This window comes from Micromonospora sp. NPDC049903 (assembly GCF_044460945.1).
In the GTDB taxonomy this organism is placed as follows: Bacteria; Actinomycetota; Actinomycetes; order Mycobacteriales; family Micromonosporaceae; genus Micromonospora.
This window is the reverse complement of the sequence record NZ_JBITKL010000015.1, coordinates 74,089-95,276: the sequence shown is the minus strand read 5'-3', so window position 1 is coordinate 95,276 and position 21,188 is coordinate 74,089. Positions and strand designations below refer to the sequence as shown.

At 72.3% G+C, this 21,188-nt stretch carries 15 protein-coding genes; 11 read left to right on the top strand and 4 right to left on the bottom strand.

Translation table 11 applies throughout. From position 1 onward, the window contains the following. Positions 1-88 precede the first annotated feature (88 nt). The 5 genes from gatC to ACIBO1_RS21765 all read left to right on the top strand — a co-directional run bounded on the left by gatC (position 89) and on the right by ACIBO1_RS21765 (position 7,304). Positions 89-394, top strand: coding sequence for an Asp-tRNA(Asn)/Glu-tRNA(Gln) amidotransferase subunit GatC (gene gatC / locus ACIBO1_RS21785; RefSeq protein ID WP_350693519.1), 306 nt, complete (start codon positions 89-91; stop codon positions 392-394). Next, complete coding sequence (gene gatA, locus ACIBO1_RS21780; RefSeq protein WP_396749291.1) at positions 391-1,866, top strand: Asp-tRNA(Asn)/Glu-tRNA(Gln) amidotransferase subunit GatA; 1,476 nt, start codon at positions 391-393, stop codon at positions 1,864-1,866. The genes gatC and gatA overlap by 4 nt, the downstream gene beginning before the upstream one ends. 165 nt (positions 1,867-2,031) lie before the next feature. Next, positions 2,032-3,189: a putative Ig domain-containing protein gene (locus ACIBO1_RS21775; protein ID WP_396749289.1), complete on the top strand. Its 1,158-nt coding sequence runs from the start codon at positions 2,032-2,034 to the stop codon at positions 3,187-3,189. A 97-nt stretch (positions 3,190-3,286) separates the two neighbouring features. After that, positions 3,287-4,780 (top strand): Asp-tRNA(Asn)/Glu-tRNA(Gln) amidotransferase subunit GatB, encoded by a 1,494-nt coding sequence (gene gatB, locus ACIBO1_RS21770; protein WP_396749287.1) that lies wholly within the window; start codon positions 3,287-3,289, stop codon positions 4,778-4,780. Positions 4,781-4,946: 166 nt separating this feature from the next. Continuing rightward, positions 4,947-7,304 carry a transketolase-like TK C-terminal-containing protein gene (locus ACIBO1_RS21765; protein WP_396749285.1) on the top strand — a complete coding sequence of 786 codons (2,358 nt, stop codon included), beginning with the start codon at positions 4,947-4,949 and terminating at the stop codon, positions 7,302-7,304. A gap of 171 nt (positions 7,305-7,475) precedes the next feature. Here the strand turns inward: ACIBO1_RS21765 and ACIBO1_RS21760 are convergent, their stop codons facing one another. Both ACIBO1_RS21760 and ACIBO1_RS21755 read right to left on the bottom strand, forming a co-directional pair. Then, positions 7,476-9,068: a metallophosphoesterase gene (locus ACIBO1_RS21760; RefSeq protein WP_396749282.1), complete on the bottom strand. Its 1,593-nt coding sequence runs from the start codon at positions 9,066-9,068 to the stop codon at positions 7,476-7,478. Between the two features lie 66 nt (positions 9,069-9,134). After that, on the bottom strand, positions 9,135-10,298 hold the full coding sequence (locus ACIBO1_RS21755; protein WP_396749280.1) for a PQQ-dependent sugar dehydrogenase: 1,164 nt from the start codon (positions 10,296-10,298) through the stop codon (positions 9,135-9,137). 94 nt (positions 10,299-10,392) lie between these two features. Here ACIBO1_RS21755 and ACIBO1_RS21750 point away from each other — a divergent pair, with 94 nt between their 5' ends. After that, on the top strand, positions 10,393-11,319 hold the full coding sequence (locus ACIBO1_RS21750; protein ID WP_396749278.1) for a 2-hydroxyacid dehydrogenase: 927 nt from the start codon (positions 10,393-10,395) through the stop codon (positions 11,317-11,319). On the opposite strand, the gene ACIBO1_RS21745 is transcribed toward ACIBO1_RS21750, so the two are convergent. Continuing rightward, entirely contained in the window at positions 11,313-11,690 is a 378-nt protein-coding gene (locus ACIBO1_RS21745) for a PH domain-containing protein (protein WP_350693533.1), read from the bottom strand. The genes ACIBO1_RS21750 and ACIBO1_RS21745 overlap by 7 nt on opposite strands. A gap of 197 nt (positions 11,691-11,887) precedes the next feature. Here ACIBO1_RS21745 and ACIBO1_RS21740 point away from each other — a divergent pair, with 197 nt between their 5' ends. Further along, the gene (locus ACIBO1_RS21740; protein ID WP_396749276.1) at positions 11,888-14,143 is read left to right on the top strand and encodes an EAL domain-containing protein; all 2,256 of its coding nucleotides are present in this window, start codon (positions 11,888-11,890) and stop codon (positions 14,141-14,143) included. A gap of 22 nt (positions 14,144-14,165) precedes the next feature. On the opposite strand, the gene ACIBO1_RS21735 is transcribed toward ACIBO1_RS21740, so the two are convergent. Next, positions 14,166-15,188: a LacI family DNA-binding transcriptional regulator gene (locus tag ACIBO1_RS21735; protein ID WP_396749273.1), complete on the bottom strand. Its 1,023-nt coding sequence runs from the start codon at positions 15,186-15,188 to the stop codon at positions 14,166-14,168. Between the two features lie 292 nt (positions 15,189-15,480). Here ACIBO1_RS21735 and ACIBO1_RS21730 point away from each other — a divergent pair, with 292 nt between their 5' ends. The 4 genes from ACIBO1_RS21730 to ACIBO1_RS21715 all read left to right on the top strand — a co-directional run bounded on the left by ACIBO1_RS21730 (position 15,481) and on the right by ACIBO1_RS21715 (position 21,185). Then, on the top strand, positions 15,481-16,752 hold the full coding sequence (locus ACIBO1_RS21730; protein WP_396749271.1) for an extracellular solute-binding protein: 1,272 nt from the start codon (positions 15,481-15,483) through the stop codon (positions 16,750-16,752). Positions 16,753-16,828: 76 nt separating this feature from the next. Then, positions 16,829-17,815 (top strand): carbohydrate ABC transporter permease, encoded by a 987-nt coding sequence (locus ACIBO1_RS21725; RefSeq protein ID WP_396749269.1) that lies wholly within the window; start codon positions 16,829-16,831, stop codon positions 17,813-17,815. Then, positions 17,812-18,732, top strand: a complete 921-nt coding sequence (locus ACIBO1_RS21720) for a carbohydrate ABC transporter permease (protein ID WP_396749267.1) — start codon at positions 17,812-17,814, stop codon at positions 18,730-18,732. The genes ACIBO1_RS21725 and ACIBO1_RS21720 overlap by 4 nt, the downstream gene beginning before the upstream one ends. Further along, positions 18,729-21,185, top strand: a complete 2,457-nt coding sequence (locus tag ACIBO1_RS21715) for a glycoside hydrolase family 2 protein (protein ID WP_396749265.1) — start codon at positions 18,729-18,731, stop codon at positions 21,183-21,185. Before ACIBO1_RS21720 ends, ACIBO1_RS21715 begins: the two co-directional genes overlap by 4 nt. The last annotated feature ends 3 nt before the right edge of the window (positions 21,186-21,188 follow it).

The following is a 21,188-nucleotide window of genomic DNA, read 5'->3' as shown; positions in this document are numbered from 1 at the left end:
CAATAGACTCGCTCCGGTCACCGCGCGTCGCGTCGCACGCCGCGCGGTGGGCGTACGCAGACGCAGGACAGCCACGAAGGGGGCACCGATGGCCGCCATCTCCCGCGAGGAGGTCGCGCACCTGGCGCGACTGTCGCGGCTCGCCGTGACGGAGGAGGAGCTGGACACCTTCGCCGGCCAGCTCGACGTGATCCTCCAGGCGGTCGCCCAGGTGGGCGAGGTCGCCGCCGCCGACATCCCGCCGACCTCGCACTCGGTGCCGTTGACCAACGTGCTCCGCGAGGACGTCGTGACGCCGGGCCTGACCCCCGAGGAGGCGCTGTCCGGCGCGCCCGACGCCGAGGAGCAGCGGTTCCGCGTTCCGCGGATCCTGGACGAGGATGTGGCATCGTGAGCGAGCTGACTAGATTCACCGCCACCGAGATCGCCGGGTTGGTCGCCTCCGGTGAGACCTCGGCGGTCGAGGTGACCCAGGCACACCTGGACCGGATCGCTGCGGTCGACGACCGGGTGCACGCCTTCCTGCACGTCGACACCGAGGGCGCGCTCGCCGCCGCCCGCGAGGTGGACGCCCGGCGGGCCGCCGGTGCGGAGCTGGGTCCGCTGGCCGGAGTGCCGGTCGCGGTCAAGGACGTGCTGACCACCCGGGGCGTGCCGACCACGGTCGGCTCCAAGATCCTGGAGGGCTGGCGTCCGCCGTACGACTCGACGATCGTCGAGCGGCTGCGCGCCGCCGGTACGGTGATGCTCGGCAAGACCAACATGGACGAGTTCGCCATGGGCTCCTCCACGGAGTACTCGGCGTACGGGCCGACCCGCAACCCGTGGGACACCGAGCGCATCCCGGGCGGCTCCGGCGGGGGCAGCGCGGCGGCGCTGGCCGCGTACGAGGCGCCGCTGGCGATCGGCTCGGACACCGGCGGCTCGATCCGCCAGCCGGGCGCGGTCACCGGCACCGTCGGCGCGAAGCCGACCTACGGCGGCACCTCCCGGTACGGCCTGGTGGCCTTCTCCTCCTCGCTGGACACGCCCGGCCCGTGCGCGCGTACGGTGCTGGACGCCGCGCTGCTGCACGAGGCGATCGGCGGCCACGACCCGCGTGACTCCACCTCCATCCCGGCCCCGGTGCCGGACGTGGTGGCCGCCGCGAAGCTCGGCGCGACCGGCGACCTGACCGGGGTCCGCCTCGGCATCGTCTCCGAGTTCGTCGGCGAGGGCGCCGAGCCGGGCGTGATGACGGCCTTCAACGAGGCCGTCGACACGCTGACCAAGCTGGGCGCGGAGATCGTCGAGGTGTCCTGCCCGAACTTCGCGTACGCGCTGCCGGCCTACTACCTGATCGCCCCGAGCGAGTGCTCCTCCAACCTGGCCCGCTTCGACGGGGTGCGCTTCGGTCTGCGCATCGGCGACGACGGCAACCGGTCGCTGGAGGAGGTCATGTCGCTGACCCGGGAGGCCGGTTTCGGCCCCGAGGTCAAGCGGCGGATCATGCTCGGCACGTACGCGTTGTCGTCGGGCTACTACGACGCGTACTACGGGCAGGCGCAGAAGGTCCGTACGCTGATCACCCGCGACTTCACCGCCGCGTTCGAGCGGGTCGACGCGCTGATCTCGCCGACCACGCCGTTCGTGGCGTTCCCGCTGGGCGCGCGCACCTCCGACCCGTACCAGATGTACCTGGCCGACCTCTTCACCATCCCGACCAACCTGTACGGCGGTCCGGGCATCTCGGTGCCGTGCGGTCTCTCCGACGGGCTGCCGGTCGGGTTGCAGGTGATGGCCCCGACGATGGCCGACGACCGGATGTACCGGGTGGCCGCCGCGCTGGAGAGCGCGGTCGGCACCCTCACGCCGCCGACGCTGTGACGCCGTGCGGGGCGGTTCCGCACCGCCCCGCCGCGCGTCGCCCGGCCCGTCCGGTGACACGAGGTCACCGTTCGGACTCATAACGCATGGTGACGTGCGCGGGTTGGATAGAGTCCGAGCCGCTGGCGAAACGCAAGCATGGGCTTCTAGCCGACTGGAACTGCGATGAAGACGCTGCGGCCGATCACGATTGTCTCGGTGCTCACGATGCTGCTGATCGGCGTCGCCGCGCCCGCTGCCGCAGAACCGGCCGTCGTCGATCCGGTGATCGTGGATCCGGCGGTCGTCACCATCACCGTCACCTCCGCCCCGCCGCCGTCCGGGGTGACCGCCTACGAGCCGTACCCGGGTCACACCTTCACCGCCACCGGTGACGACGAGATCCGGTTCGCGCTGGTCGCCGGTGCGATCCCGCCCGGCCTGGCGCTCTCCTCGTCCGGCACCCTGACCGGTACGCCCACCGTCGCCGGCCGCTTCGCCTTCACCGTCCGGGCCACCGGCGCACCGAGCGGGGAGACCGCCGACCACCAGGTGACCGTGGTGGTGGTGCAGCCGGTCGTCACCGTGACGTCGCCCGAGCCGGTCTCGCCCTGGTACGTCGGGCAGGTCTATCCGACGCACCGGTTCACCGTCTCGGGCGGCACCGCCCCGCACACCGTCTCGCTGGGGTCGGGTGCGCTGCCGCCGGGTCTGTCGCTCACCTCGGCGGGTGTCCTCGCGGGTTCGCCGAGCCAGGCCGGGCGTTACCGCTTCGCGTTGCTGGTGACCGACGCGAACGGCTTCCAGGGGCAGCAGGACGTCACGCTGGTGATCGCCACGCCGGCCGCCGTCATCACCTCGGCCGCGCCGCCGCGCGGCACGGCCGGGCAGACGTACTCGTTCCGGTTCACCGCCGACGGGGACTCCGACATCCGGTTCGGGCTGGCCGCCGGGGCGCTGCCGGACGGGCTCGTGCTCGACCCGGACGGCGTGCTCAGCGGCGTTCCGACCGTCGCCGGCACCTTCGACTTCACCGTCCGCGCCACCGGCACCGCCACCAGCGACACCGAGGAGCAGTCGCTGGTCGTCTACCCCGACCCGACGGCGACCCCGTCGGCCTCGCCGACCCCGACCGGGCAGCCGACCGCGTACCCGACTCCGTCGCAGAGCCCGACGCCGACCGCCGCCGCGCCGTCGCCGTCCCGGACGACCGGGGCCTGGCTGCCGGTCACCGGGTCGAACTCGACCCTGGTGCTGATGCTCCTCGGTGTCGTGGCGTTCAGCATCGGCGGCATCCTGCTGGTGGTGGCGTACCGCCGTCGGCAGGGGTTCACCGCAGTGTGACGCCCGACCGAGACCAGGCGGGCGGAGCGGCTAGGCTGGGCGGCGTTGTGTCCGGATGCCGCCGCGGTCCGGCTACCGCCCGAAAGCTGGAGTTCTCATGACCACGACGCTGCCCGCGTACGACGAGGTCGTCGCGCGATTCGAGCCGGTGATCGGCCTGGAGACCCACGTCGAGCTGGGCACGAACACGAAGATGTTCTGCGGCTGCCCGACCGACTTCGGCGGCGAGCCGAACACCCGGGTCTGCCCGGTCTGCCTGGGTCTGCCCGGCTCGCTGCCGGTGGCCAACAAGGCGGCCATCGAGGCGACGATCCGGATCGGCCTGGCGCTGAACTGCTCCGTCGCGCAGTGGTGCCGGTTCGCCCGGAAGAACTACTTCTACCCCGACATGCCGAAGAACTTCCAGATCAGCCAGTACGACGAACCGCTCTGCGTGGACGGCTACCTGGACGTCGAGGTGAACGGCGAGACGGTGCGGATCGGCATCGAGCGGGTGCACCTGGAGGAGGACACCGGCAAGACGCTGCACGTCGGCGGCGCCACCGGCCGGATCCACGGCGCGACCGAGTCGCTCGTCGACTACAACCGGGCCGGCATCCCGCTGGTGGAGATCGTGACCAAGCCGATTCCCGGCACCGGCGCGCTCGCCCCCGAGGTGGCCCGGGCGTACGTCACCGAGCTGCGCGACGTGCTCCGCTCGCTCGGCGTCTCCGACGTGCGGATGGAGGAGGGTTCGCTGCGGTGTGACGTGAACACGTCGCTGAACCTGCCCGGCGAGGAGTGGGGCACCCGCACCGAGACCAAGAACGTCAACTCGCTGCGCTCGGTCGAGCGGGCGGTGCGTTCGGAGATGCTGCGGCAGGCGTCGGTGCTGGACGCGGGCGGACGGATCACCCAGGAGACCCGGCACTTCCACGAGGACACCGGCGACACCACGCCCGGCCGGTCCAAGGAGACCGCCACCGACTACCGCTACTTCCCCGAGCCGGACCTGGTGCCGCTCGCGCCGGACACCGCGTGGGTGGCCGAGCTGAAGGCGGCCCTGCCGGAGCTTCCCCGGCTGCACCGGCGTCGGCTCCAGGAGGCGTGGGGGCTCTCCGATCTGGACATGCAGTCGGTGCTCAACGCCGGTGCGGTGGAGCTGATCGAGGCCACCGTCGCCGCCGGTGCCACCCCGGCCGCCGCCCGCAAGTGGTGGCTGGGCGAGCTGTCCCGGCGGGCCAACGAGACCGGCGTGGAACTGGCCGACGTGGGCGCCACCCCGGGACAGGTCGCCGAGCTCCAGGGGCTGGTCGACGCCGGCAAGCTCAACGACAAGCTGGCCCGTACGGTGCTGGAGGGCGTGGTCGCGGGCGAGGGTTCGCCCGCCGAGATCATGGCCAACCGGAACCTGGAGGTCGTCTCCGACACCGGTGCGTTGACCGCCGCGGTGGACGAGGCGATCGCCGCCAACCCCGACATCGCCGACAAGGTGCGCAGCGGCAAGGTCGCCGCCGCCGGTGCGCTGGTCGGCGCGGTCATGAAGACCACGCGCGGGCAGGCCGACGCCAAGACCGTCCGCGAGCTGATCCTGGAGCGCCTCGGCGCCTGAGGTGTAAGGAAGGGACCCTTTCTAACGCCTGGTGCATAGGAGGGGTCCCTTCCTAACATCCGAGCCGCGCCCCGGGCGCGACCGGCGCGACGCCCGACCGCCCGACACCACCACCCCGTCCCCGACCGGGCGTCAACGACGACGCGCCGGACCCCTGGAGCGCACCGTGAACCAGCACGACATCGACGTCCTCGACGACATCCAGCGCCGGGTGCTCTGGCTCGCCACCCGGATCGTGGACGCGGCCAACCACGACCGCAGCACCGGGGACGGGGTGAAGGTCGGCGGGCACCAGGCGTCCAGCGCCTCGCTGGTCAGCGTGATGACCGCGTTGTGGTTCTCGCACCTCGACGCCGAGGACCGGGTCGCGGTCAAGCCGCACGCCTCGCCGGTGTTCCACGCCGTCCAGTACCTGCTCGGCAACCTGGACCGGTCGTACCTGACCACGTTGCGCGCCCGGGGCGGACTCCAGTCGTACCCGTCGCGGACGAAGGACCCGGACGGCGTCGACTTCTCCACCGGCTCGGTGGGCCTGGGCGCCGCCGCGCCGCTGTTCGCCGCGGTGACCCGGCGGTACGTCGACGCGCACTTCGGCACGCGTCCGCACTCCCGGTTCGTGGCGCTGATCGGTGACGCGGAACTGGACGAGGGCAACATCTGGGAGGCGGTCGCCGACCCGGCCACCACCGGACTCGGCAACGTCATGTGGGTGGTCGACTTCAACCGGCAGTCGCTGGACCGGGTCGTCCCCGGCGTCCGCATCGACCAGTGGCGGGGCCAGTTCGAGGCGGCCGGGTGGCACGTGGTCGAGGTCAAGTACGGTCGCCGGCTCGCCGAGGCGTACCAGCGGCCGGGCGGCGGGGCGTTGCGCGACTGGATCGACGCGATGCCGAACGAGCAGTACCAGTCGCTGTTCGGGCTGACCGGGCCGGCGCTGCGCGAGCAGTTCCTGGACGGTGCGCCCGAGGGCATCGCCGCGTTCATCGCCGACATCACCGACGAGGACCTGGGCCCGCTCGTCACCGACCTGGGCGGGCACGACCTGGCGGCGCTGCTCGACGCGTACGCCCAGTGCGACGCGGTGACCGACCGGCCGAGCGTGGTGTTCGCGTACACGGTCAAGGGGTGGGGTCTGCCGATCGCCGGCAACCCGCGCAACCACTCGGCGTTGCTCTCCGGTGAGCAGGTCGACGCGTTGCGGGCCGGGCACGGCCTGACCCGGGACACCGAGTGGGACCGCCTCGACCCGGCGTCCCCGGCCGGCATCCGGGCCGGGCAGCGTCGGGAGGCGCTGTCCCGCGCGCCCCGCGAGCGTGCGCTCGGGGTCACCGTCCCGCAGGCCACGAACGTACGCGCCAACAAGCCGATCTCCACCCAGGAGGCCTTCGGTCGGGTGCTGGTCGACCTGGCCCGTGATCAGCAGGTGGGGAAGTACCTGGTCACCACCGCGCCGGACGTGGCCACCTCGACCAACCTGGCCGGGTTCATCAACCGGACGGGGGTGTTCGCCCCGACCGCCCAGCGCTCCTGGTCGTCGGAGACGATGCTGCGCTGGACGGAGAGCCCCGAGGGGCAGCACATCGAGCTGGGCATCTCCGAGATGAACCTGTTCCTGCTGCTCGGCCAGCTCGGGCTGTCGTGGGACCTGTCCGGCCAGCCGTTGCTGCCGGTGGGCACCGTCTACGACCCGTTCGTGCTGCGCGGGCTGGACGCGTTCCTCTACGGCACGTACTCCGGTTCCCGGTTCGTGGTGGCCGGCACCCCGTCCGGCATCACCCTCGCCCCGGAGGGCGGCGCGCACCAGTCGACCATCACCGCCAGCGTGGGGTTGGAACTGCCCGGTGTGACCTTCGTCGAGCCCGCGTACGCGGTCGGCCTGGACTGGCTGCTCTGCGACGCGCTCGGGCACATCGCGGGTGCCCCGCAGCCGGTGCCGACGGCCGCGCCGGCCGAGGACGGGGCGTACTACTTCCGGCTGAGCACCCGCCCGCTGGACCAGGCGCCGTTCGAGGCGGCCCGGGCCCGTCTCGGTGACGCGGTGCTGCGTCGGCAGGTGCTGGCCGGGGCGTACCGGCTGGTCGACGCGCACCAGGCGTACCCGCACCTGGCCGACGCGCCGACGGTGCAACTGGCCGCCTCGGGCGCGGTCCTGCCCGAGGTGCTCGCCGCCGCGGCGGAACTCGCCGACGAGGGCGTCGCCGCGCACGTGGTCGACGTGACCAGCCTGGACCGCCTCTACCGCGCGTGGCAGCGCACCCTGCGGCAGGGCGTACGCACCGCCACCGTGCCCAGCGTGCCGGGCGCGCTGCGGTCCGCCTTCGCCGACAGGGTGCCGGTGGTCACCGTGCACGACGCCGCCTCGCACGCGATGGCGTGGCTCGGCTCGGCGGTCGGTGCGGCGGCGGTGCCGCTCGGCGTGGACGAGTTCGGCCAGTCCGGCAGCGTCGCCGAGCTGTACGAGTTGCACGACCTGCTGCCGGGCAGCATCGTCAACGCGGCCCTGGCCGCTCTCGCCCTGCGCTGACCCAGCCGCCCCGACACGGACGTTCGTCCGAGGCCGGGGCCGAGGCCGGGCCCGCCCCTGCCCGACACCGCCAGATGCGTGCTGCGGCGACAGGCGTCAAGATCACGCTCGATCCCGGATCGAGTGGCATCGGGGGCGGAGGAGGCCACTCGATCCAGGATCGAGCGGGGCTCAGCGGGTCGGTGTCGGGGTGGGGGTGATCGGCGGGGTCAGCAGCGGCGTCGGCGGCTGGACCACGGTGCGCTCCAGGTTCACCTGCGCCTGGCCGGTGCCGCCCACGGTGATGTCGTCGTACGCCTGGAGCTGCTTGTCCTGGTCGAAGTAGAGGACGGTCATCGCCAGCGGGGTCGGCTCCTCGCCCTCCAGGCCGCGCAGCCCGGCCCCGCCGGTGGAGCCCTGCACCATCAGCGTGGTCGGCTGCTCGCCCGGCACCTCCGGCAGCGTGTTCACCCGCCGGTCGTGGGTGTGTCCGGCGAGCACCAGCGGGCAGGTGCCGGAGATCGGGCCGGCGGAGGCCGGGTCGTGCACCAGTGCGATGTTCACCGGCCGGGGGGAGCTGCGGATCGTGGCGGCGAGCTTGTCCCCGGTGGCGATCAGCTCGTCAGCGGTGGGCTGGTTGAGCCCACCGCTCGCCGGTGAGGTGCTCTTGTCCGGGGTGAAGCGCGGGTCGCCGATGCCGGCGATGGTCAGCCCGGCGACGGTCGCGGTGGTGTTGTCCAGCACGATCGCGTTCGGCTGCCGGGCCACCGCCGCAGCGGTACGCGGCGAGTCGTGGTTGCCCCGGATGTAGACGTACGGCTTCTCCAGCAGGCTGATCGAGCCGACGTAGGAGGCCTCCGGCTCGCTGCCCCAGTCGGTGATGTCGCCGGTGTCGATCACCACGTCGATGCCGAACTGCTCGGTCACCGTGCGGATGAGCTGCCAGGCGGCCGGGTTGAGGTGCATGTCGGAGATGTGCAGCACCCGGGTGGTGCCGGGCTCCGGCTCGTACACCGGCAGGGCCGACACGGTGGTGTAGAGCTGGGTGACGTTGCCGATGAGCCGCTGGAGTTGTTCGGCGTACCGGCCGTAGTCGTTGGCGATCTTGCGTACGTCACCGACGATCGCCGGGGCGTTGACCAGCAGCCCCTCGTACGTGGGCTCCTCGATCGCCTGCGGTCGGACGGTGGCGGCGGCGGTGCCCAGGCTGCCCGCGCTGATCGCCAGCGCCAGCGCGCCGGCCCAGGCCGCCCGTCGGGTGTCCCGGAACGCCAGCAGCGCCAGCACCAGCGTGGCCAGCACGGTCGCGCCGATGGTCCGCAGCCCGAGCCGCAGCACACCCTCCTGGACGTCGTCGACGGCCGACTGGGTGGCCCGGTTGATGCTCGCCGGGTCGTCGATCAGGGCCTCGGTGCGGCCCTGGTCCAGCGCGCCCAGCTCCACGGTCAGCCGGGTCGGCCCGTCGTGGCTGTCCAGCAGCAGCGCGCCCAGCGGCGGGATGTCGACGGTGGTGCTGCCGTTGACCGCCGGTGAAACGGACAGCCGGGCCTGGAAGGGCCCGATGTCGGTGCTGACGTGCCCGCCGGCGAGCACCCCGAGCAGCACCCCGGTCAGTGTGACGACCAGCAGCGCCAGGCCGGCGCCCAACCGGCGCAGCCCACTGCGCCGCCCGGCGCGGGGCGAACCGGCGGCGGCGCGCCGTAGCGAGACGAAGCGACGCGGGCGACCGGTCGGGTCGGCCCCGTCCCGATCGCGGTGCGGCTTCTCGTTCTCGTGATCGTCCATGCTGAGATTCTGACCTGCCCGCCTGAGGATCTTGGCAAACCCGAGGTGCTGCGTGTCGAGAATGCCTCAGCTTCGCCCAGCGCCGCCACCTGCGAAAACAAGCCGCAACAAGCGATCATCCTCTGGTGCGGGTTGCCCGCGTCCGTCGTGGTTGGAAGTGCCCACCCAGAAGGAGCCGTCCGGCGCGGCGGCGATCGCCCGCAGTCGCCCGTACTCCTCGGTCAGCAGCGCCTGCGGCTGCCCGAGCACGGTGCCGGTGTCGGTCAGCTCGACCAGCCAGAGGCGCTGCCCGCGCAGGCAGGCGGTGGCCAGCAGCCGCTCACTGGCGGCCAGGCCGGAGCAGGACGCCTCGTCGGTCGACCACTGCACGATCGGGTCCACGTACTCCTTGTCGCCGCTGCGTCCCTCGACCTCGGGCCAGCCGTAGTTCTTGCCCTTGGTCACCTGGTTGATCTCGTCCCAGGTGTTCTGGCCGAACTCCACCGCGTACATCCGGTCGCCGGCCCAGGAGATGCCCTGCACGTTGCGGTGGCCGAGGGACCAGACCGGGGAGTTCGGGAAGGGGTTGCCGGGCGCGGGTTCGCCCTCGGTGGTGATCCGCAGGATCTTGCCGCCGAGCTTCTTGGCGTCCTGCGACTGCGCGGTGTCCCCGGCGTCGCCGGTGCTGGCATAGAGCTGCCCGTCCGGGCCGAACGCCAGGCCGCCGCCGTTGTGGATGCCCGCCTTGGGGATGCCGGTGAGGATCGGGGTGGGTTTCTCGCCCAGCCGCATCCGGGCGATCCGGTTGTCCCGTTCGGCGGTGTAGTAGACGAAGACCGTGTTGTCCTGCGCGAACTCCGGCGACACGGCGATGCCCAGCAGGCCGCCCTCGCCGGCGGCGACCACGTCGTCGACGGTCTGCCGCTCGGTGATCCGTAGGCCGTCCGGGCTCGACTCCGGGCCGACCTGGACGATCCGGCCGCTGTCGCGTTCGGTGACCAGTGCCCCGCCGTTGGGCAGGAAGGCGATGCCCCACGGCACCCGCAGGCCCTGGGCCAGCACGGTGGCCACCACCTCCTGGCCGCCCCCGGCGGCGCTGGCCGACGGGGTCGGCAGGTTCGGCGGCTCGCCGGCCGGGTCCGGCTCGGGCTCGCCGAGACTGCACCCGGTGGCCGCGAGCAGCAGCGTCGTGCAGGAGGCCGCGAGGAACCCGCGGACCCGACGGGCCGGAGAGTACGGGGGAGCGCTCACCCGCCCGAGCCTAGCCCGCCGTGTCGGTCGGCGTGGAGGTCGGCGGACCCCCGCCCCGGTGGCGGTACGGACGACGGGTCTATCGTCGGCTGGCGTGAAGGTATGGATCCCGCACGAGTCCGGTCACGCCCTGCTCGGCGAGCTGCCGCCGCAGATCACCGTCGAGACGATGGAGGACCCGGCGAGACCGCCCTCGTCGGTGGCCGGGGTCCGGTTCTGGGTGCCGCCGTTCCTCGCCACCCGGAAGATCGTTCCGTTCGCGCACGAGCTGCCGGACCTGGCGGTGGTGCAGTTGCTCTCCGCCGGTGCGGACGCCTGGGTCGGCCGGGTGCCGGACGGGGTGATGCTCTGCGACGCCCGGGGTGTGCACGACCCGTCCACCGCCGAGTGGGTGGTCACCGCGATCCTGTCCCGACTGCGGGCCTTCCCGGAGATGATCCGCGCCCAGGCCGAGCGGCGGTGGGCGTACGACGAGGTGGCGCCCACCGACGAGGTGGCCGGCAAGCGGGTCCTGATCGTCGGTGCCGGGTCGATCGGCACCGCCGTGCGGGACCGGCTCGCGCCGTTCGAGGTGGAGTTCACGCTGGTCGCCCGGACGGCCCGCGCCGAGCAGGGGGTGCACGGCGTCGACGAGCTGCCCGAGCTGCTGCCGCACGCCGACGTGGTGGTGCTGCTGGTGCCGCTGACCGATCGGACCCGGGGCCTGGTCGACGAGAAGTTCCTGGCCGCGATGCCGGACGGCGCGCTGCTGGTGAACGCCGCCCGAGGGCCGGTGGCCAGCACCGACGCCCTGCTGGCCGAGCTGTCCACCGGCCGGATCTCCGCCGCGCTGGACGTCACCGACCCGGAGCCGCTGCCCGCCGACCACCCGCTCTGGGAGTTGCCCAACGTGCTGATCACCCCGCACGTGGCCGGCTCGGTGCGCGGGCTGCTGCCCCGGGCCTACCGGCTGGTCGGCGAGCAGATCCGCCGGTTCGCCGCCGGTGAGCGGCCGGAGAACGTGGTGGTCGACGGCTACTGAGCCGTCTCGGGTTCGCCCCGGCCGGCCGCTGCCACCAGGCGGGGCAGGTCCTCGCGGCGCACCGCGGGCAGCAGGAGCTGCTCACCGTCGTCGAGCCGGGCGACCGCCCGGCCCCGGGGGTCGGCGCCCAGCTCGGCCACCTGGTCCCAGGGGATCCGTCGCTGACCGGCCAGCGCGCGCAGGCGCAGCCCGCCCAGGTCGGCGTCGGTGCCGGCCCGCCACGCCCAGACCGCCACCGCCAGCGGCACCAGCAACACCGGCAGCAGATAGGCGCGGGCGCCGGCCAGTGGCAGGGCGCCGATGGTGGCGACGATCGCCGCCACCAGGATGGCCTGGTTGTGCCGGAATCGGGTGGTGTCGGAGCGAGCCATGTCCCGATGATTGCACCAGGCCGGACGCCGCCCGCAGCGGGCCGTCCCCGAAGCCGGAGCACGTGACCGGACTCACTGTCGACTGGCCGTCACTCCCGGCGAGCTGGCTCGTTCATCGATGTTGGGCGGAGGACTTCACCTGTCGCCGCCCCCGCACCGCCGCACCGCCCCAGTGCCCCCTCACGAAGGCGACCGTCGTGCCCGTCGCGTCTGTGTTCCGAGCCGCCGTGTTCCGTGCCGGCGTCCGCTCACCGTTCCTGCCGGAGTCCTGCGTACTCGCGCTGGTCGTGCTGCTGCTCGTGGCCGGCGCGGTCGGTGCGGTCCCGGCCCTGGCGGTGGTGGCGCTCGCCGGCGCGGCCGGTTCCACGCTGGCGGGCGTCCGCCTGTCCCGGCTCGCCACCGGCACCGACGTGCCCTCCGGGTGCACCGACGGCGGTCGGCTGGCGCGTCGTCGTGCGGCCCGGCCCCGCCGCGCCGCCGCCCTGCTGCACGGTGCCGTGATGGCCGCCGGTCTGACCGCCGCCGTCCTGCCACTGGCCTCGATGGGACTCCGGCCGACCGCGGCGACGGTCGGGCTCCTCGGCACCGCCGCACTGCTCGTCGGCGGCCTGTCGAGCCTGCCGCGACCGCCGCGACCACCGTGGCGGGTACGGCTGCTGCGGGTGCTGGACGCCGCCGCGCCCGGCGTCTGGCTGGTGCTCGTCGCCTGGCTGCTGCTGCCGTACGCGGACACGGCACCCTCGGTGCGGCTGGTCGCGGCGGTGGCGTTGGGCGTGCTGGCGGTCGACGCGCTGCTCGTGCTGACCGGTGCCCATCGGGCCGGCGGCGTGAGCCGGTGCCGGGCCGGTGCGTCGGCCATCCTGTTCGCGTTGGTGCTGCTGGCGGTGCTGCTGGTGACCGCCGGCCGGGTGGCGCTGCTGGCGGTCGGCCCGCTGGTGGTCGGGGTCCTGCTGGTCGCCGCCGGAATGCGGCAGGTGGCGCGGTCGGCGCCCGAGCCGGAGGGGCGGGCGGCCCGGGTCTGGCCGGTGGTGGTGGTCCCGGCGTCGGCTGTGGTGCTCGCCGTCGTCCACCAGTTGCAGGCCGGTCTCCTGCTGGACAACACGGCGGTGCTGCTCGCGCTCGCCGCGGTGCCTCCGTTGGTGGCCCGGGAGCTGGTCCGGAGCGCCGCGGAGTCCGTGGCGTCGTCGGAGCCGGCACCGCCCGGACCGGAGCCGGTCACCGCCGAGAGTCGTGGGCCGGACGGCCGCCCAGGTCTGCTGCGGGCGCTGGCGGCCTGCCCGGACCAGGGTGCGCTGCTGGTGGTGGACCTGCACCTGACCGAGCTGCCCGGCGTGGCGCTCCGCGACGACGTGGCCGCCGAGGCGGTGCGCCGGGCCCGCGCCGTGGTGACCGCCGGCGACGAGGTGTTCGACCTGGCCGGCAGCGGGCTGGCGGTGGTCACCGACGCCGGGGCGATGCTGGCCTACGCGCTGGGCACCCGCCTGATCACCGAGCTGCGCCGCCCGTACGAGGTGGCCGGCGCGGTGCTGCGCTCGCGACCCAGCGTCGGGCTGGCCGAACTGACCCCCGGTCGCCCGGAGGACGTGTTGCGGCAGGCGGATCTGGCCCGGCGGCGGGCCGCCCAACTCGGCCGGGAGCGGGTCGAGTGGTACGACGCCTATCTGGAGGAGCAACTGGTCCGGCGGCTGGACCTGGAACGGGAGCTGCCCGGCGCGGTCGCCCGGGGCGAGCTGGACCTGGTGTTCCAGCCGGTGGTGGACCTGGCCGACCGCTCGCCGGTCGGCACCGAGGCGCTGTTGCGGTGGCGTAGCCCGGTGCTCGGCACGGTCTTCCCGGCGGAGTTGCTGCCGGTGGCCGAGGACCTCGACATCGTGGGCGAGTTGGGCGTCTGGGTGCTGGACCGGGCCTGCCGGCAGTTGGCGCACTGGTCCGGCGGCGGTCGGCGGCTCTGGATGTCGGTCAACGTCACCACCCGGGAGCTGACCTCGCCGGACTTCGTGCCCCGCACGGCGGCGGTGCTGGACGCGTACGGGGTGGGGCCGGACCAACTCGTGGTGGAGGTGGCCGAGCCCCGGGTGGGTGCCGAGCTGTCCACCGTGGTGGCCCGGCTGGCCGGTCTGCGGTCGATGGGCATCCGGACCGCCCTGGACGACTTCCGGGCCGCGCACGCCTCCCTGGCCCAACTGCGGCGGCTCCCGATCGACCTGCTCAAGGTCGGTCCGGAGGCGGTGGTGCCGAGCGGCGATCCGGCCGGTCCGCTGCTGGACGTGGTGGTCACCGTCGCCGACCGGTTGGGGCTGGAGGTGGTCGCCGAGGGACTGGAGTCGGCCCACCAGGTCGACGGGGCGCAGCGCGCCGGGTGCCGTTACGGCCAGGGCTTCGAACTCGCCCGGCCGGCGACTGCGGAACGGGTGGAGGCGTACTTCGAGGAGTTCCCGTCCACGTCACGATGACGATGGATGCGGCTTAACCGGTTCATGAACGAGGCGGGGGTGGACCGGTGCTGCCGCGCGGGGTCAGGTGCGCGGTCTCGTCCTCGACGACCACCGCCGCAGCGCCCTCGATCGCCTGGAGCAGGTGTCGGGCGGCGTGGGCGCCGTACGCGGGGATGTCCCGGCCGAGCGCGGTCAGCGGTGGGTGCACCAGCCGGCACAGCGGGGAGTCGTCCCAGGCCACGATGGACAGCTCGGTCGGGACGGCGAGTCCCATCTCCTGGGCCACCGAGAGTCCGGCGATGGCCATCACGTCGTTGTCGTAGATCACCGCGGTCGGCCGGACCCGGGAGCTGAGCAGACGGCGGGTGGCCCGCGCGCCCTCCTCGCCGGTGTAGTCGGAGGAGACGGTGGTCGCCTCGGCCAGCCCCAGCCGCTGGCACACCTCGCCGAACGCCCTCGTGCGGGTCGCCGTGTGCAACAGGTCGGGCAGGCCGCCGACCCGGGCGATCCGCCGGTGTCCCAGCGCGTACAGGTACTCCACGGTCTCCACCAGGGCCGCCGCGTCGTCGGACCAGACGCTGGTCAGCCGGCCGGTGCCGGAGGGCCCGCCGATCACCACGGCGGGCAGGCGCAGCTCCTCCAGCACCGGCACCCGCCGGTCGTCGGTGCGCAGGTCGCAGACGAGTACGCCGTCCACCCGCCGTTCGCCCCACCAGCGCCGGTAGACCGCGATCTCGGCGTCCTGGTCGGCCACCACCTGGAGGGTCAGCGCGTACGAACGGGCGGAGAGTTCCGCCTCGACGCCACTGATCAGCTCCATGAAGAACGGTTCGATGCCGAGCGTCTGCGCCGGTCGGGCCAGGATCAGCCCGATCGCCCGGGCGGTCGCGCCGGACAGGGCCCGGGCGGCGCTGCTCGGACTGAACCCGATCTCGGCGGCGATGGCGAGGATGCGTTGCCGGGTCGCCTCGGAGACACCCGGCTGCCCGTTGAGCGCGTACGACACCGCGCCCTTGGAGACCCCCGCCCGCCGGGCGACGTCCGCGATGGTGGGCCGCTTCACCGGCGTACGTCCTCCTGATCGCTCTGCCTGCCCGCCGCGCGCGGTGGCGCGGGCGTCGGGCACCAACGCTACCGGTCGCCCGCCGCTGTCCCGGTGCCGGTCCGACACCGTCTCGATCGGTCGGTCGGACGCCGTCACTTGTTCGGTTCAGCCGACCGGCAGGTCACCGTTAGGCGCTGTTCGTAACGCGCCGTTGACACCGCGAGAGCGGGCCCTTACGGTCCTAACTTATCCGGTTCAGTCAATGTTCTTCGATTTATTGAGCATTCCCAGCCTGCTTGGAGGAGGGGTCATGAGACGGTCCACGCCCCGGTGGCTGCGGGTCGCAGCCGTGGGTCTGACGGTCGGTTCGCTCGTCGTCGCGTGCAGCGGACGCAGCACCACCGGCGGCTCCGGCGGTGAGGTCACCCTGACGATCAACTTCTGGGGCGACTTCGGCCTGCAGGACCTCAAGACGAAGTACGAGGCGGAGAACACCAACGTCAAGATCGCCCTCAACTCGGGCGAGTACAACGCCCAGCACGAGGACCTGCAGAAGAAGCTCATCGCCGGCTCCGGCGCCCCCGACATCGCCGCCATCGACGAGGGGTTCATCGTCCAGTTCCGCAGCCAGGCCGACAAGTTCGTGAACCTGCTCGACAAGGGCGCCGGCACCTACGAGACCAACTACCTGCCGTGGAAGTGGAAGCAGTCGCTCTCCGCCGACGGTGCCACCCAGATCGGCCTCGGCACCGACGTCGGCGGCCTGGCCATGTGCTACCGCACCGACCTGTTCTCCGCCGCCGGTCTGCCCACCGCGCGCGACCAGGTCTCCGCACTCTGGCCCACCTGGGACAAGTTCCTGGAGGTCGGTGAGGGATACACCGCCGAGACGGGGAAGAAGTTCATCGACAACGCCACCAACCTGTTCAACCCGATCCTGGGGCAGCAGCAGGTCGGCTTCTTCGACGCCGACGAGCAGTTGCAGATGGCCGGCGGCCCCAAGGTCGCCTTCGACTACGCGGTCAGGGCGGCCGACGCCAGGATCTCCGCGAACCTGACCAGCTTCCAGGCCGACTGGGACAAGGGCTTCACCAGCGGCGCGTTCGCGGTGCTGCCCTGCCCGGCGTGGATGCTCGGGCACATCCAGAACACCGCACCCGGCACCAAGGGACAGTGGGACATCGCCACCGTGCCGGGGGGCGGCGGCAGTTGGGGCGGCTCCTTCCTCACCGTGCCGAAGCAGGGGCGCAACGTCGACGAGGCGTACAAGTTCGTGGAGTGGCTGATCCAGCCGGAGCAGCAGATCGAGGTCTTCAAGACGGTCGGCAACCTGCCCTCGCAGCCCGCCCTCTACGCCGATCCGGCGATCGCCGAGTTCAAGAACGAGTTCTTCAACTCCGCGCCGGTCGGGCAGATCTTCCCGAAGATGGCCGAGGGGCTCACCCCGCAGTACCTGGGCCGCAAGAACGGGCCGACCCGGGTCGCGGTGGAGAACGTGATCAACCGGGTGCAGAACGGCACGCTCGCGTCCGGCGCGGCCTGGGCCGAAGCGATCAAGGAAGCCGAGAAGGCCGGCAGATGACGGTACGGGTGGCGCGGCGCACCCGCGCCACCCGGCCCCGGTCTCCGTCCCGTCATCGCGTACCCGGAGTGTGCCCATGCCCACCACGCGCGCGGCCCCCGACCCGGCCACCCGCCGCCCCCGCACCGCCCGGTCCCTGACCTGGCGGGACCGGCTGCACCGCTTCGACATGCGGTACGTGCCCTACCTGCTGATCGCGCCGTTCTTCCTGCTCTTCTTCGTCTTCGGCCTGTTCCCGATGATCTTCAACGGGGTGGTGGCGCTGCGCCACTGGCGGCTGGACGACCCGGAACTGACCGGCTGGGCCGGAACGGAGAACTTCCGCCGACTCCTCACCGACGGCGACTTCGGCAACGCGCTCTACAACACGTTCGGCATCTTCCTGCTCTCCACCGTCCCGCAACTGCTGCTCGCGCTGGTCATCGCGTCGATGCTCAACCGACGACTGCGGGCGCAGACCTGGTGGCGGGTGGGCGCGCTGCTGCCGTACATCACCCCGATCACCGCGTCCACGCTGGTGTTCAACGTCTTCTTCTCCCGCGACTTCGGCATGGCCAACTGGGCGCTCGGCCTGCTCGGCATCGGCACCGAGACGCCGATCGACTGGCGGGCGGACAAACTCCACTCCTGGATCGCCATCGCCACGATGGTCAACTGGAAGTGGATCGGCTACAACGCCCTGCTCTATCTGGCCGCGATGCAGTCCATCCCGCGCGACGTCTACGAGGCGTCGGCCCTGGACGGAGCCGGGCCGTGGCGACAGCTCTGGCGGATCACGGTGCCGATGATCCGTCCGGTGGTCATCTTCACTGTGGTGCTCTCCACCATCGGCGGGCTGCAACTGTTCACCGAGCCGATGCTGTTCGACCTGAACGCGCAGACCGCCCGAGGTGGCGCCGGCGGTGAGTGGCAGACCGTCGCGCAGCTCATCTACAAGGTCGGCTGGAAGGACCTCAACCTCGGGTACGCCGCCGCGATGTCCTGGGCGCTGTTCCTCATCATCCTCGCGGTCGCGGCCCTGAACACCCTGCTGACCAATCGCATCTCGGGGGGCCGCAGATGAGCGCACCGAGCACCACGGAGGCCCGGCCCCGTAAGCCGGGCACGCCGCCCGGTGGACGCAGGCGGACCGGGTCGTACGGCCGGGCCCCGCAGGACACCCCGGCGGGCATCGGGACGTACCTCTTCCTGGCGGTGACCACGCTGTTCGCGGCGTTCCCGCTGTACTGGATGTTCGTCATCGCCACCAGCACCGACGAGGCGACCGCCCAGCTGCCACCGGCGGTCGTGCCGAGCGACCAGTTCCTGGTGAACCTCAACGAGGTCTTCACCCTCCAGGACGTCTACTTCGCCGCCTCGCTGGTGAACAGCGTCATCGTCGCCACCACGGTGACCGCGGCGGTGCTGTTCTTCTGCTCGCTCGCCGGGTTCGCCTTCGCCAAGCTGCAGTTCCGGGGCAGCCGGCCGCTGATGCTCTTCGTGATCCTCACCCTGACCGTGCCCAACCAGCTCGGCGTCGTCGCGCTCTATATCGTGATGGGCAAACTGGGCTGGAACGGTACGCTGCTGGCAGTGATCGTGCCCGGCCTGGTGACCGCCTTCGGCGTGTTCTACATGCGACAGTTCATCGTCAACTCGGTGCCGGACGAACTGGTTGAGGCGGCCCGGGTGGACGGTGCCACCACCATGCGGATCTACTGGAGCGTGGTGCTGCCGGCGATCGGCCCGGCGCTGGCGGTGCTCGGCCTGCTGACGTTCGTGGCCACCTGGAACGACTTCCAGTGGCCGCTGATCACGTTGAACGGCACCGACTATCCCACCTCGATGGTGGCCATCTCCGACCTGGCCAGCGGCAACTACGTGATCTACCGACGGGTGCTGGCGGGTGCCTTCGTGGCCACGGTGCCACTGTTGGTCGTACTCGTCATCGGCGGTCGCCGGATCGTCCGAGGAATCATGGAAGGCGCGGTGAAGTCTTGAGCGACGCACGGGGGAGCCGGCCGGACCGGTTGCCGTTGCACGACGGCTGGACCATACGGCCGGTGCCCGGTCCGCAGGTGCCACCGGAGGTCGACGGTCGGGTGGTGGCGGCCACCGTCCCCGGCTGCGTGCACACCGACCTGCTCGCGGCGGAGCTGATCCCCGACCCGTACCTGGACGACAACGAGACCGCGCTGGCCTGGATCGGCCGCACCGACTGGGTGTACGAGACCACGTTCGACCGGCCCGACGCCGACCACCAGCGGCTCGACCTGGTCTGCGCGGGGCTGGACACGGTCGCCACGATCACGCTCAACGGCGTCGAGGTCGGCCGCACCGAGAACATGCACCGGGCGTATCGCTTCGACCTGACCTCGCTGCTGCGCGCCGAGGACAACAACCTCGTGGTCCACTTCGACTCCGCCTACCGGTACGCCGAGGCGCAGCGCGACCGTCTCGGTGACCGGCCCAACGCGTATCCGGAGCCGTTCCAGTTCATCCGCAAGATGGCCTGCAACTTCGGCTGGGACTGGGGCCCGACCCTGGTCACCGCCGGGATCTGGCAGGAGATCGGCCTGCACGGCTGGTCGACCGCCCGGCTGGCGCGGGTACGTCCGCTGGTCACCGTCGCCGACGGTACCGGCCGGGTGGAGCTGCACGTCGAGGTCGACCGCGCCACCGACGTGCCGGTCACCGTGCACGCCGAGGTGGCCGGTGTGACGACCGAGGTGACGATCCCGGCGGGGGAGCGGTCGACCGTGCTCACCCTCACCGTCGACCGACCCGAGCTGTGGTGGCCTCAGGGGCACGGTGCGCAGCACCGCTACGACCTGACGGTGACGCTGCGCGGGCCGGACGGTGCGGCGCTCGACGACTGGCACCGGCGCGTCGGTTTCCGTTCGGTACGCCTGGACACCACCCCCGACGCGCACGGCGCCCCCTTCACGCTGCACGTCAACGACGTGCCCCTCTTCGTACGCGGGGTGAACTGGATCCCCGACGACGCCTTCCCCCACCGGGTCACCCGGGACCGTCTGGCACACCGCTTCGACCAGGCCGAGGCGGCCAACGTCAACCTGCTGCGGGTCTGGGGCGGCGGCCGGTACGAGTCGGACGACTTCTATGACCTGGCCGACGAGCGGGGCCTGCTGGTGCAGCAGGACTTCCTCTTCGCCTGCGCGGCGTACCCGGAGGAGGAGCCGCTGCGCACCGAGGTGGCCGCCGAGGCCGCCGAACAGGTGACCCGACTGGCTGGGCACCCCTCGCTGGTGCTGTGGACCGGCAACAACGAGAACATCTGGGGCTGGCACGACTGGGACTGGCAGCAGCCGCTCGCCGGACGCACCTGGGGGCATGGCTACTACCTGGACCTGTTGCCCCGGATCGTCGCCGAACTGGACCCGACCCGCCCGTACTGGCCCGGCAGCCCGTACTCCGGCCGGGAGGACGTCCACCCCAACGATCCCGCGTACGGCACCACGCACATCTGGGACGTCTGGAACACCGACGACTACACGAAGTACCGCGAGCACCTGCCCCGCTTCGTCGCCGAGTTCGGCTACCAGGCCCCACCCGCGTACGCCACCCTGCGGCGGGCCCTGTCCGACGAGCCGCTGGCCCACGACTCACCCGGCATGGCGCACCACCAGAAGGCCACCGACGGCGACCTCAAGCTCCGCCGAGGACTGGACGCCCACCTGCCCGTGCCGCGCGACTTCGACGACTGGCACTACCTGACCCAGCTCAACCAGGCCCGCGCCATCCAACTCGGGGTCGAGCACTTCCGCTCCCACCGGGGCTACTGCATGGGCACCATCGTCTGGCAGCTCAACGACTGCTGGCCGGTCACCTCGTGGGCCGCCGTCGACGGCGACGGTCGCCGCAAGCCCCTCTGGTACGCGTTGCGCCGGGCCTACGCCGACCGCCTGCTCACCGTCCAGCCCCGTGACGGCGGGCTGGCCCTGGTCGCGGTCAACGACGGCGGCCGACCGTGGCACGCGTCGACCACGGTCACCCGGCTCACCCTGGCCGGGGAGCCCCGCGCGAAGACCACGCTGGAGCTGGAGGTTCCCGCGTACGCGACGGTGACCGTGCCGTTGTCGGCGGAGCTGACCCGCCCCGACGAGGCCCGCGCAGAGCTGCTCGTCGCGGACGCCGGCCCCGACCGGGCACTCTGGTTCTTCGCCGAGGATCGCGACATCCACTGGCCGACCGCATCCTTCGACGCCGTGGTGGAAGAGGTCGAGGACACCCAGCGGGTACGCGTCACCGCCCGCACCGTGCTGCGCGACCTGACGCTGCATCCCGACCGGCTCGACCCGTCCGCCGAGGTCGACGAGGCCCTGGTGACCCTGCTGCCCGGCGAGTCGACGACCTTCGTCGTGCGGTCGTCGGCACCCCTGGACCCGACCGCCCTCACCAGTCGCCCGGTGCTCCGCTGCGTCAACGACTGACCG

What these genes read in the sequence shown, in the direction of transcription:
- ACIBO1_RS21730 (WP_396749271.1), top strand. Translation starts at nt 15,481, where the DNA reads ATGAGACGGTCCACGCCCCGGTGGCTGCGGGTCGCAGCCGTGGGTCTG.
- ACIBO1_RS21760 (WP_396749282.1), bottom strand. Translation starts at nt 9,068, where the DNA reads ATGGACGATCACGAGAACGAGAAGCCGCACCGCGATCGGGACGGGGCC.
- gatC (WP_350693519.1), top strand. Translation starts at nt 89, where the DNA reads ATGGCCGCCATCTCCCGCGAGGAGGTCGCGCACCTGGCGCGACTGTCG.
- ACIBO1_RS21720 (WP_396749267.1), top strand. Translation starts at nt 17,812, where the DNA reads ATGAGCGCACCGAGCACCACGGAGGCCCGGCCCCGTAAGCCGGGCACG.
- gatB (WP_396749287.1), top strand. Translation starts at nt 3,287, where the DNA reads ATGACCACGACGCTGCCCGCGTACGACGAGGTCGTCGCGCGATTCGAG.
- ACIBO1_RS21745 (WP_350693533.1), bottom strand. Translation starts at nt 11,690, where the DNA reads ATGGCTCGCTCCGACACCACCCGATTCCGGCACAACCAGGCCATCCTG.
- ACIBO1_RS21775 (WP_396749289.1), top strand. Translation starts at nt 2,032, where the DNA reads ATGAAGACGCTGCGGCCGATCACGATTGTCTCGGTGCTCACGATGCTG.
- ACIBO1_RS21725 (WP_396749269.1), top strand. Translation starts at nt 16,829, where the DNA reads ATGCCCACCACGCGCGCGGCCCCCGACCCGGCCACCCGCCGCCCCCGC.